Annotated in this window: 7 protein-coding genes and 2 rRNA genes (1 of these 9 running past the window's edge); 4 read left to right on the forward strand and 5 right to left on the reverse strand. The window is 69.2% G+C overall.

Annotated elements, in window-relative coordinates:
* Positions 1–18: 18 nt before the first annotated feature.
* Both HD597_RS40265 and HD597_RS40270 read left to right on the forward strand, forming a co-directional pair.
* Positions 19–405, forward strand: a complete 387-nt coding sequence (locus HD597_RS40265; protein WP_253749605.1) for a cupin domain-containing protein — start codon at positions 19–21, stop codon at positions 403–405.
* 30 nt (positions 406–435) lie between these two features.
* Positions 436–1,467, forward strand: coding sequence for a methyltransferase (locus HD597_RS40270; protein WP_253749607.1), 1,032 nt, complete (start codon positions 436–438; stop codon positions 1,465–1,467).
* Between the two features lie 26 nt (positions 1,468–1,493).
* Here the strand turns inward: HD597_RS40270 and trpS are convergent, their stop codons facing one another.
* Entirely contained in the window at positions 1,494–2,456 is a 963-nt protein-coding gene (gene trpS / locus HD597_RS40275) for a tryptophan--tRNA ligase (RefSeq protein WP_253749609.1), read from the reverse strand.
* A gap of 261 nt (positions 2,457–2,717) precedes the next feature.
* Between trpS and HD597_RS40280 the strand changes: the two genes are divergently transcribed.
* On the forward strand, positions 2,718–4,187 hold the full coding sequence (locus HD597_RS40280; protein ID WP_253749611.1) for a phosphodiester glycosidase family protein: 1,470 nt from the start codon (positions 2,718–2,720) through the stop codon (positions 4,185–4,187).
* Positions 4,188–4,224: 37 nt separating this feature from the next.
* Here HD597_RS40280 and HD597_RS40285 read toward each other — a convergent pair whose 3' ends face one another.
* A complete protein-coding gene (locus tag HD597_RS40285; RefSeq protein WP_253749613.1) occupies positions 4,225–4,683 on the reverse strand; it encodes an Lrp/AsnC family transcriptional regulator in 459 nt (152 codons plus the stop codon).
* Positions 4,684–4,781: 98 nt separating this feature from the next.
* Between HD597_RS40285 and HD597_RS40290 the strand changes: the two genes are divergently transcribed.
* Positions 4,782–5,411, forward strand: a complete 630-nt coding sequence (locus tag HD597_RS40290; RefSeq protein WP_253749615.1) for a LysE family translocator — start codon at positions 4,782–4,784, stop codon at positions 5,409–5,411.
* Positions 5,412–5,443: 32 nt separating this feature from the next.
* Here HD597_RS40290 and HD597_RS66170 read toward each other — a convergent pair whose 3' ends face one another.
* From HD597_RS66170 to HD597_RS40305, 3 genes are all read right to left on the reverse strand, one after another.
* Positions 5,444–8,491, reverse strand: a complete 3,048-nt coding sequence (locus HD597_RS66170; protein WP_253749617.1) for a tetratricopeptide repeat protein — start codon at positions 8,489–8,491, stop codon at positions 5,444–5,446.
* 1,046 nt (positions 8,492–9,537) lie between these two features.
* Positions 9,538–9,654, reverse strand: a 5S ribosomal RNA gene (gene rrf / locus HD597_RS40300).
* A gap of 130 nt (positions 9,655–9,784) precedes the next feature.
* Positions 9,785–12,452: ribosomal RNA gene (locus tag HD597_RS40305) — 23S ribosomal RNA — on the reverse strand; it runs 437 nt beyond the window's last position.

The following is a 12,452-nucleotide window of genomic DNA, read 5'->3' on the forward strand; positions in this document are numbered from 1 at the left end:
TGTGCTGGAATGGGCGATATGTCTGATGTGTTGGTGCCCGACGTGGCCGATCTCAGCCGGATGCTCGCCACCGCGGGAGCCTTCGCCGTGCCCGTCCACGACGTACGGCTGACCCCCGACGAGCTCGACCCCGCGCAGATCGTCGCGGGCGACCCCGTCACCTCCTCGCTGGAGCTGAGCGACGGCCGGGGCATCTGGGAGATCACGCCGGGCGTCGTGACGGACGTGGAGAGCGACGAGATCTTCGTCGTGCTGTCGGGGCGCGCCACGATCGCCGTCGAGGGCGGCGCCACGATCGAGGTGGGCCCCGGCGACGTGTGCCTGCTGGCCGAGGGCGCGAAGACCACCTGGATCGTGCACGAGACGCTGCGCAAGGTGTACCAGACGCGGGCGGGCGCCGCGTAGGCGAGCCATGGGCGACCTACCGTCGCAAGTGTGCCCCTCTTCTTCAACGCTCTCGAAGCCGCGGCCCACCGGCTGTCGATCGTGCCTCCGATGTTCGACTACTTCGGCGCCATGGGCCTGCACGCGATCGTCGCGGCGGCCAGGACGGGGATCTTCGACGCCCTCGGGGAGCGCCCGTCCACCGGCGGCGAGCTGGCCGCCGCGCTCGACCTCGAACCCCACGCGACCGGCGTGCTGTTACGCGCCCTGACCGGCCTCGGCTACCTGCGGGTCAGGGACGGCCGCTACCGCCTGACCCGCACCGCGCGGCGCTGGCTCACCACCGGCTCGCCGGCGTCGCTGCTGCCCGGCCTGGCGTTCTGGGAGCGCACGGCCTGCGTGATCTGGCCCGGCCTGGAGAAGGCGGTACGGGACGGCACCCCGGCCACGCCGTTCTACGCGTCGCTGGCGGCCGATCCCGAGCTGTCGCGCTCGTTCCACGCGTGGACGGCGGCGATGGCCGCCCGGCAGGCGCCGGCCGCGGCGCGCGGCGTGCCCGTGCCGCGCGGCGCCCGGCACGTGCTGGATGTGGGCGGCGGGCACGGCCTGTTCAGCCTGGCCCTGCTGCGCCGCCATCCCCGCCTGCGCGCCACCGTGATCGACCTGCCGGACGCGCTCGAAGCCGCCGCCGCCCACCCCCGCCTGACGCTGCGGGCCGGCTCGTTCCTGGAGGACGACCTGGGCGCCGGGCACGACGTGATCCTGCTGTTCAACATCGTGCACGGGCTGAGCGACGAGGAGGCGGCCCGGCTGCTCCGCCGCCTGGCGGCGGCGCTCAGGCCGGGCGGCGTGCTCGTGGTCGGCGACCAGTTCGCCGACAGCCTCATGCCCGGCCGGGCCAGCCGCACCCTGCTGCGCCTGCTGGACCTGAACTACCTGGCCGCGGTCGGCGGCAGGGTGCGCGGGCTGCACGAGGTGGCCGGGCTGCTGCGGGCGGCGGGCTTCCACCGGATCCGCCACCGCCGCCCGCTCGGCTCCCCCACCACGGAGCTGGCCGTGGCCTGGCGCCCAGGGCACCGCTGAAGCCCCCCGGGCCGCGTACGTCGCCGTCAGAAGCCCATCGCTGCCTGGACCTCCTCCAGCGTGCGGACCGCGCGCTCGCGGGCCCGCTCGTTCCCCTCGGCCAGGATCCGCCTGACATCGCCCCCGGCGAGCTCGGCCCGGCGCTTCCTGATCGGCCGCAGGAACTCGTTGACCGCCTCCGTGACCACCCGCTTGAGCGTGACGGCCCCGCCGTCGCCGATCTCCCCGGCCAGCTCGGCGGGCCCGCGCCCCAGGCACAGCCCGGCCAGCGTGAGCAGGTTGGCCACCTCGGGCCTGCGCTCCTCGTCGAAGGTGATCAGGCGCTCCGCGTCGGTGCGGGCCTTGCGGATGAGGGCGGCGGTCTCGTCCTCCGTGGCCGACAGCGCGATCGCGTTGCCGCGGCTCTTGCTCATCTTGCCGCCGTCGAGGCCCCTCAGCAGCGGCTGCGCGCCCATCATGGCCTCGGGCAGCGGGAACACCTCGCCGTAGCGCTCGTTGAAGCGGCGCGCCACCAGCCGGGCCACCTCCAGGTGCGGGAGCTGGTCCTTCCCGACGGGCACCAGCGTGCCCTTGCAGAACAGGATGTCGGCCGCCTGGTGCACCGGATAGGTGAACATCAGGCCGTTCACGGCCGACTGGGAGCTGTGCGCGATCTCGTCCTTCACCGTGGGGTTGCGCCGCAGCTCCGCCACCGACACCAGGCTCAGGAACGGCAGCAGCAGCTGGTTCAGCTCGGGGATCGCGCTGTGCTGGAAGATCGTGACCTTGGCGGGGTCGAGGCCGACCGCCAGGTAGTCGAGCAGCAGCTCGGTCGTGTACCGCCGGATCTCGCCCGGCAGGTCGCGGTCGGTGATCACCTGGTAGTCGGCGATCAGCACGTACATGGGGTGGAGGTCCTGCAGCCGGACCCGGTTGGCCAGCGAGCCGAAATAGTGGCCCAGATGCAGCGGCCCCGTCGGCCGGTCACCGGTCAGCACCACGTCGTTCATCAGGTCTCTCTCCTTCGGGATCACGACCGTCCCGGAGAGGAGACCCTTCGCTTCCGCGGGCCGTCTCAGGGACGGCCCGCACAGGGGAAATCAGCGGCCGTCTGCCGGCCGCCACCACATGCGGAAGCGAGTCATGCTCGTAGGCTACCCGGTTCTTGTGACGATTCCGTAACCTCTTTACTCCTTTGGCGCGTTCGGCTGCCCCGGAGACCTTGATCTCGCCACTATGGTGCGGTCCCTTTTCCGCCCTCTGGAGAGTTCATGTCTCGACGCACCCTCGCCGGCGGCCTGGCCATAGCCGCGGCGCTCACCCTCACCGCGTTGCCCGCGACAGCGGAGCAGCAGTCGGTGCGGTTCCCGTCGGCGAAGTTCCCGCTGGGCGCGCGGCCCGTGCCGACCAAGACGATGACCACCGTGGCGCAGGGCGTCGACCTGTACGACGTGAAGGCCGGCACGTCCACCGACGGCTACACGGTGAGCATCCTGATGCCCAACGGCCGTGACGCCGGGTCGCTCTCGACGGCCGAGTCCGTGGCCGCGCAGGTGGAGGCCGCCGGCGAGACGCCCAGCGTGCAGGAGGTGGTGCGGCCGGCGGTGGCCGACTCCCCTTCCCAGACCGTCTACATGGTCCGCGTCGGCCTGTGGCCGTTAAGGGACAAGAAGAAGGCCGACGAGATGGGCAAGAAGCTCAAGGACGCGGGCCTGAAGGTCAAGGTCGACTACCTGGGTGACGACGGGGTCAAGACCACCGGCCCGTGGAACGTCAAGGTCGCGCTGATCGACGTCAGGACGTTCCGCGGCTCGTACGCCGCCTCGCTCGGCGCCAGCGTGGCCAAGCGGGAGACCGTCTCCTCGATGGTCAAGGGCCGCAAGGCCCTGCTCGGCGTCAACGGCGGCTTCTTCAACATCCACACCTCCCCGGCACTGCGCGGCGAGCCCCTCGGCGCGTCCGTCGTGGGCGGCAAGCTGCTCAGCGAGGCCGTGCCCGGCCGCTCCGCCGTCGTGCTGAAGGGCCGTACCGCGAAGATCACCGAGCTGAGGTCGACCGTGACGGCGATCTCACAGGACGGCGAGAAGGTCGAGGTCAACGGCATCAACCGAGCCGCCACGACGGACGAATTGGTGCTCTACACGGAGGAGTACGGCGCCAAGACGCCCACCGGCGGGGTCGACGCCGTCATCGACGCGAGCAACAAGGTCGTCGGGCTGCGCGCCTCGGGCGGCGCGGTGACCGCCGGCATGCGGGTGCTGCACGGCAACGGCGTGGCCGCCGACTGGCTCAACGAGCACGCGTGGCAGGACTGGAAGGTCGAGATCGACACCAAGCTCGTGGACCTGCGGACGAAGCGGGCGCTCCAGCTCACCCCTGAGCTGAACGTGGTCGCGGGCGGCGTCGGCCTCGTACGCAACGGCAAGGTGAAGATCACCGCCAAGCTCGACGGGCACGACTCGATCAACATGATCCTGCGCCGCCACCCGCGCACGCTGCTCGGCACCACCCGCAACGGCAGCCTGATCCTGGCCACCATCGACGGGCGCCAGCCCGGGGTGACGGTGGGCGCCAACTTCGTGGAGGCGGCCCAGTTCATGCGGTGGATGGGAGCCACGCAGGCGATCAACCTGGACGGCGGCGGCTCCACGGCCATGGTCGTCGGCAACAAGGTCGTCAACCGCCCGTCCGACGGCGCGGAGCGCGCAGTCGGCGACGCCCTGCTCGTCCTGCCGCAGTAACACAGGTCCGGCGGGGGCTCCAGCGAGCCCTCGCCGGTCAGCCGGTCACCGGCAGCCCGACGTCCGCCTTCACGGCCTTCATCGCCAGGTGCGAGGTCACCTGTGCCACCCCCGGCAGCCCGGACAGCGTCTCGGAGTAGAACCGCTCGTACGCCGCCAGATCCGCCACCGCGACCCGCAGCAGGAAGTCCGGATCCCCGAACAGCCGGTACGCCTCCACCACCTCCCGCATCTCCGACACCCGCCGCTCGAACTCAGCCACCGTGTCGTGATCCTCGTACCTCATCACCACGGTGACGAACGCCTGGAACCCCCGCCCCACGGCGTCACCGTCGAGCAGCGCCCGATACCCGCGGATCACCCCGCTCTCCTCCAGCTGCCGCACCCGCCGCAGGCACGGCGACGGCGTCAGCCCCACCCGGTCGGCCAGCTCGGTGTTGCTCAGCCGCCCGTCCCGCTGGAGCTCTTGGAGGATCCTGTGGTCAATAGCGTCCATGGCGCAACATCGTGCCACGGATGCTGGTCCACCGGCACGAATCCACCATCGTGTGCCACCCCTGCTCGGCTACCGTCGCAAGCAGGAGGAGAGACATCATGGACACCGAGCTGCTGCTCCTGTTCCTCGGCATGGATCTGCTGCTGATCTGCACCCCGGGGCCGGACATGCTCTACGTGCTGGCCCGCTCCCTCGGCCAGGGCCGCAGGACCGGGCTGACGGCGGTGGCGGGCATCTGCTGCGGGTACGCCGTGCACACCGCCCTGGCCGCCGCGGGACTGGCCACCGCCCTGCGCGCCGTGCCCGCCGCGCTGCCCGTGATGCGTTACGCCGGGGCGGCGTACCTGGTCTTCCTGGCCGTCAGGACGTTGATGTCGCTGCGCTCCCGCGAGCCCCGGCCGCTCGGCGCGCCGGCCGCCGAGCCGCGCCGCAGGGTGCTGCGGCAGAGCGCGCTCACGGCCCTGCTCAACCCGAAGGGCCTGCTGCTCTACCTGTCGCTGATGCCGCAGTTCATCTCGACCGGGACCGGCGTGCCGCTCGGGCTCCAGCTCACCGCGCTCGGCCTGCTGCACGTCGTCAACTGCGCCCTGCTCTACGGCCTCGTCGCGGTCGCCACGGCGCGGGCGAGCACCACCCTGACCGGCACCCCGAAGGCGGCGCGCCGGATCTCGGCGGTCTCGGGCACGCTGCTGCTCGTGGTCGCCGCGGCCACCCTCGGCGCCCACTGACCCGCCACTTCGGGCAGCGGCTGATCAGTGGGCTAGGCACGCCCGCCCCAGTAGGCGAGCTGCTCCCTGGTGGTGCGGGTCGCCGGATGGCCGGAGCCGAGCACCCTCTCCCTGATGGGCAGCAGGGCCGCGTACTGGTCGCGCGCCGCCGCCGGATCCCCCGCCTGCCCCGTCCAGTACGCCAGGTTGGCGCGGGCGGTCAGCGTGTCGGGGTGCTCGGGCCCGGAGACCCGCTCGCGCAGGGGCAGCAGGGCCGTGTACGCGTCCCTGGCCGCCCCCGCGTCCCCCAGCTCGCCGATCCACCGCGCCAGCTCGTGCCGGATCGTCAGCGTGTCGGGATGCTCGGGGCCGAGCACCCGCTCCCGCACGGCGAGCAGCGCCGCGTACTGCTCCCTGGCCGCCTCCGCGTCCCCCGCCTGCCCCGTCCAGTACGCCAGGTTGTGCCGGGTGATCAGGGTGTCCGGGTGCTCGGGCCCGAGGACGCGTTCCCTGGTGAGCAGGAGGCTCGCGCACTGGTCGCGGGCCGCCACCGCGTCACCCGCCTGGCCGGTCCAGTAGGCGAGATTGTGCCGGGTGGTCAGGGTGTCCGGATGCTCGCCGCCCGAGGCGTGCTCACGGCGGATGAGCAGCTCGGCGTACTGGTCGCGGGCGGAGACGGTGTCGCCGAGCTCGCCGGTCCAGCGGGCCAGCTCGTGCCGGGTGATCAGGGTGGCGGGGTGCTGGGGGCCGAGGACGCGCTCGCGGATCGGCAGGAGCGCCGCGTAGTGGTCGCGGGCCGCCGCCGGGTCGCCCGCCTGCCCCGTCCACTGCGCCAGGTTCGCCCTGGCCATCAAAGTGTCCGGGTGGTCGCGGCCCTGGACGCGTTCCCTGATCGGCAGCAGCGCCGCGTACTGGTCCCTGGCCGCCTCCGCGTCGCCCAGCTCGCCCGTCCACCGCGCCAGCTCGTGCCGGATCGTCAGCGTGTCGGGATGCTCGGGGCCGGACACGCGCCCGCGCACGACGAGCAGCGCCGCGTACTGGTCCCTGGCCGCCTCCGCGTCGCCCAGCTCGCCCGTCCACCGCGCCAGCTCGTGCCGGTTGATCAGCGTGGACGGGTGCTCCGGGCCCTGGACGCGCTCGCGGATCGGCAGCAGCGCCGCGTACTGGTCGCGGGCCGCCGCCGGGTCGCCCGCCTGCCCCGTCCACTGCGCCAGGTTCGCCCTGGCCGCCAGGGTGTCAGGGTGGTCGGGGCCCTGGACGCGTTCCCTGATGGGCACCAGCTCGGCGTACATGTCCCTGGCCGCCTCCGCGTCCCCCAGCTCGCCCGTCCAGCGGGCCAGCTCGTGCCGGATGGTCAGCGTGTTCGGATGCTCGGGCCCCTGCACCCGCTCGCTCACCGGCAGCAGCTCGGCGTACTGGTCCCCGGCCGCCGCCGCGTCACCCAGCTCGCCCGTCCAGCGGGCCAGCTCGTGCCGGATGGTGAGGGTGATCGGATGCTCGGCGCCCAGCTGGCCCATCCGGATGGGCAGCAGCTCCGCGTACTGCCGGCGCGCCGCCACCGCGTCGCCCAGCTCCCCCGTCCAGCGGGCCAGCTCGTGCCGCGCGGTCAGCGTGGACGGATGCTCGGCCCCCAGCTTCACGGTCAGCGCGTCGCAGATCTCCCGGGACAACGACCTCGCCGTACGGTAGTCGCCGCTCGCCCCCAGGTACTGGGCGGTCTTGTCCATGCCCGGCGAGATCGGCGTCAGCGCGGCCAGGATGTGCGGCAGGAGCAGGGCGTACCGGGGCCAGGACCTGAGCCGGGTGGGATCGTCGGGCAGCACCGACTCCAGGAGCACCGCGGCCGCGTCCCGCCAGCGCTGCTGCTCGTGCGGCGCGAGCTGGTCGAGGGTGACGGCCTGGACCAGGCGGTGCACCGACACCGTGCCCTCCATCGGCTGCCCGATCAGGCTGTGGCCGCGCAGCGCGCCGACGGCGGCGTTGATCGCGAGCGGGTCGCGCGGCAGCTCCTGCAGCACCGCGACCGCGCTCATCCAGGGCCGGAAGTCCCGCAACAGCCGCACCCGCGAGCCCGCCACCCGTCCGTACGCCCGCTGCCGCTGCACGTCGTCGGCGAACAGCTCCCGCGCTGTACGCCCTTCGAGCGGCGACAGCAGCAGATGGTACGGGATGGCCTCGTGCGAGTAGCAGGCCAGCACCCGCAGCAACGCGATCGCCTGCCGGCTGGTGCCCGCCAGGTTCCTGAACGCGAGCTGCCACGTCGTGGTGATCCGCTCCTCGTACCCCCAGGCCTGCCCCTGCGCGAGCAGCCCGGCCCGCTGGTCGTGAAGCAGGTCGAGGTACTCGCCCAGGGCCAGCCCGGTCTCGGCCATGAACGCCGCCGCCTGCTCCAGCGCCAGCGGCAGCGCGCCCAGCTCCGCCACCACGGCCGAGGCCGCCTCGGCGTCGTCCTGCCCCGACCGGGCCAGCACCAGCGCCACCGCCGGCTCCGGCTCCAGCACCGGCAGCTCCAGCCCCTGCTCGCGCGGCCAGCTCCCGGACCTGCTCGTGACCAGCACGTGCCCCGGCCCCGCCGGGGGTAGAAAAGGGCGCAGGGCATCAGCCTCCGGGGCGTTGTCGAAGATCAGCAACCAGGGGTCGGTACGGGCCGCCAGCGCGGCGTGCACCTGGTCGACGGGGTCGGCGGCGTCCACGCTGTCCCGTAACCCCAGCAGCGCCGCCAGCCGGGCGAACGCGGCGGACAACACGGCCGGGTCGGCGGCCGGCAGTTGCCACACGAGCTGGTACTCCCGCAGGTTGCGGTGGGCGTACTCCAGGACCAGGCTCGTCTTTCCCACCCCGCCCAGCCCGTGCACGGCCACCACGCACGGCTGGGTCCGGCCCCCGGCCAGCCGCGCCCGCAGCTCCGCCACCGTCTCGTCCCGCCCGAGCAGGCTCGGAGGGCGCGGCGGGAGCTGCACCGGGCGGGTGGGGACCTGGGGGCGTGGCGGCAGCCGCACATCCCCGGCGACGTCCACGTGCCCGACGTTCACGGCCGTGGCCCTGTCACCGGTCATCGCCACCCCGGTGTTGTCACCCCCCACCTCGATGGAACGCTCCACCCGTCCGAGGCGCCGCTCCCTCCGCCCGGGATTCCGCACAACCGGCGGACCAACCGACCCGCCCTGCGTGGCGTGGCGCCCCTCCTGCCCAGCGGGCGACCCGGTCTCGGCGGGCGACCCGGTCCCGGCGGGCGACCCGGTCCCGGCGGGCGACCCGCTCCCGGCCGCGGGCGACTCAGCCTGCGCGCCGCCAGAGCCCCCCTGCCCGGGAGGCACCCCAGCCGGATCGGCATCCGAGCCCGCCTGCCCAGAAGCCTTCCCAGCCGGATCGGATGCCCCAACCGGATCGGCATCAGCGCCCGCGTGCGCGGACGGCTCCCCAGCCTGAGCGGGGTGAGAGTCCGCCTGCGCGGGAGATGCCCCAGCCTGAGCGGCCAGGAAGCCCGCATGCTCGACGGGGACGCCGGCCTGTACCGGAGGGGAACCTGCCTGCGCGGCGGGGGTGGCTGATGATGCGGCGTCGCCTCTCAGAGAGGATGTGCCTGCCGGAGCGTCACCTGTCGCTCCGGATGCCCCATCCCCGCCGACCGCGACCCCTGGCCCCGCCGGCGTCGCCGCCTCCCCTGTCATGCCGGCCCCTCCCGCCAGCGCAGGATCGACCGGCCGCCCCATGCCGCATCCGACGAGCGCGCCCCCTCGCGGCGACGACCGCGCGGCGATCCGGCGCCGCACCAGGACCAGCACAGCCGCCAGGAACAGCCCGAACATCCCCAAGGAGACACTGATCAGGCTGTCCTGCTCACCCAGCACCATTAACAACGAGCCAGGCATCCCATACATGTCGGCGACATAGTCGGTCACTCCCGCTGCCACCAAAGTGAGCGAAATCGGGGTAAGGGTCCAGACGAGAAGACTCCGGCGCCGGCGATTACGCCGAGCCGGCCCGGAGGTGTCTCTTGAAGGGGGCGAAGCCGTCACTGTTCCAGAGTGACCCGCACCTCAGAGGGTCGCCACCGGAACTCCGTCATGCCCGGAAAGCGCCCTATGCACGGTGAAATGAAAAGAGCCCCGACCAGTACTGGTCGGGGCTCTTCCCTATAAAGATTGTCCGGCGGTGACCTACTCTCCCACACCCTCCCGAGTGCAGTACCATCGGCGCAGAGAAGCTTAACTTCCGGGTTCGGAATGTAACCGGGTGTTTCCTTCCCGCCATAACCGCCGTAACCCTGCGAAACAGCCTGTTTGCTGTCTCAGAATTGCGTAGTGGACGCGAGCAAGAAGTACCTTGATGCGGCGCAGCTCTGGACCCGGCGAAGAGTAACAGAGCGCAGCACACACCAAGCACAATGCTTTGTGGTCAAGTCCTCGGCCTATTAGTACCGGTCAGCTCCACACGTTACCGTGCTTCCACCTCCGGCCTATCAACCCGGTCGTCTACCGGGAGCCTTACCCACTCTCGTGGTGGGAGACCTCATCTCAAGGCGAGCTTCCCGCTTAGATGCTTTCAGCGGTTATCCCTTCCGAACGTAGCCAACCAGCCGTGCACCTGGCGGTACAACTGGCACACCAGAGGTTCGTCCGTCCCGGTCCTCTCGTACTAGGGACAGCCCCTTTCAAGTCTCCTGCGCGCGCAGCGGATAGGGACCGAACTGTCTCGCGACGTTCTAAACCCAGCTCGCGTACCGCTTTAATGGGCGAACAGCCCAACCCTTGGGACCTACTCCAGCCCCAGGATGCGACGAGCCGACATCGAGGTGCCAAACCATCCCGTCGATATGGACTCTTGGGGAAGATCAGCCTGTTATCCCCGGGGTACCTTTTAGCCGTTGAGCGACACCGCTTCCACACGCCGATGCCGGATCACTAGTCCCAGCTTTCGCTCCTGCTCGACCCGTCAGTCTCACAGTCAAGCTCCCTTGTGCACTTACACTCAACACCTGATTGCCAACCAGGCTGAGGGAACCTTTGGGCGCCTCCGTTACTCTTTGGGAGGCAACCGCCCCAGTTAAACTACCCACCAGACACTGTCCCCGATCCGGATCACGGACCAGAGTTAGACGTTCAAAACGACCAGAGTGGTATTTCACCAATGACTCCACCCGAACTAGCGTCCGAGCTTCCCAGTCTCCCACCTATCCTACACAAGACGCTCCAAACGCCAATGTCAAGCTGTAGTGAAGGTCCCGGGGTCTTTCCGTCCTGCTGCGCGTAACGAGCATCTTTACTCGTAGTGCAATTTCGCCGGGTCTGCGGTTGAGACAGCGGGGAAGTCGTTACGCCATTCGTGCAGGTCGGAACTTACCCGACAAGGAATTTCGCTACCTTAGGATGGTTATAGTTACCACCGCCGTTTACCGGCGCTTAAGTTCTCACCTTCGCTGCGTTACCACAGCTAAGCGGTCCCCTTAACGTTCCGGCACCGGGCAGGCGTCAGTCCGTATACATCGTCTTACGACTTCGCACGGACCTGTGTTTTTAGTAAACAGTCGCTTCCCCCTGGCCACTGCGACCCCCACCAGCTCCGAGTGCAAGACTCATCACCAGCAGAGGTCCCCCTTCTCCCGAAGTTACGGGGGCAATTTGCCGAGTTCCTTAACCACAGTTCACCCGATCGCCTTAGTATTCTCTACCTGACCACCTGAGTCGGTTTAGGGTACGGGCCGCCACAACACTCACTAGAGGCTTTTCTCGGCAGCATAGGATCATCCACTTCACCACAATCGGCTCGGCATCACATCTCAGGCTGAAGGAACGCGGATTTGCCTACGTCCCGCCCTACATGCTTACCCCAGGACAACCATCGCCTGGGCTGGACTACCTTCCTGCGTCACCCCATCGCTTACCTACTACCCGATCGGACCGAGCGTTCACTCTGACGGTCGTCCCGAAGGACAACCCGAGTTAAGGACTCTTAGCATCACGAGGTTCAGTATGGGCGCATTGAAGCGGGTACGGGAATATCAACCCGTTGTCCATCGACTACGCCTGTCGGCCTCGCCTTAGGTCCCGACTTACCCTGGGCGGATTAGCCTGGCCCAGGAACCCTTGGTCATCCGGCGCGAGGGTTTCTCACCCTCGATTCGCTACTCATGCCTGCATTCTCACTCGCACAGCCTCCACAACTAGATCACTCTGCTGCTTCACCGGCTGCACGACGCTCCCCTACCCATCAACCCCACATGGGGATCAATGCCACGACTTCGGCGGTGTACTTGAGCCCCGCTACATTGTCGGCGCAGAATCACTTGACCAGTGAGCTATTACGCACTCTTTCAAGGGTGGCTGCTTCTAAGCCAACCTCCTGGTTGTCTCTGCGACTCCACATCCTTTCCCACTTAGCACACGCTTAGGGGCCTTAGTCGGTGATCTGGGCTGTTTCCCTCTCGACTACGAACCTTATCGCCCGCAGTCTCACTGCCACGCTCTCACTTACCGGCATTCGGAGTTTGGCTGACGTCAGTAACCTTGTCGGGCCCATCGGCCATCCAGTGCTCTACCTCCGGCAAGAAACACGCGACGCTGCACCTAAATGCATTTCGGGGAGAACCAGCTATCACGGAGTTTGATTGGCCTTTCACCCCTACACACAGATCATCCCCCAGGTTTTCAACCCTGGTGGGTTCGGTCCTCCACCCAGTCTTACCTGAGCTTCAACCTGCCCATGCGTAGATCACTCCGCTTCGGGTCTACAGCATGCGACTCAAACGCCCTCTTCAGACTCGCTTTCGCTACGGCTCCCCCACACGGGTTAACCTCGCCACACACCATAACTCGCAGGCTCATTCTTCAAAAGGCACGCAGTCACATCACAGCCGATCCGAAAATCAGCTAAGCTCCTACGGCTTGTAGGCACACGGTTTCAGGTACTATTTCACGACCCCTCACCGGGGCACTTTTCACCTTTCCCTCACGGTACTCGTGCACTATCGGTCATCAGGGAGTATTTAGGCTTACCAGGTGGTCCTGGCAGATTCACACAGGATTTCTCGGGCCCCGTGCTACTTGGGATCCCCTCAGGAAG

Source organism: Nonomuraea thailandensis (assembly GCF_024172165.1).
In the GTDB taxonomy this organism is placed as follows: Bacteria; Actinomycetota; Actinomycetes; order Streptosporangiales; family Streptosporangiaceae; genus Nonomuraea; species Nonomuraea thailandensis.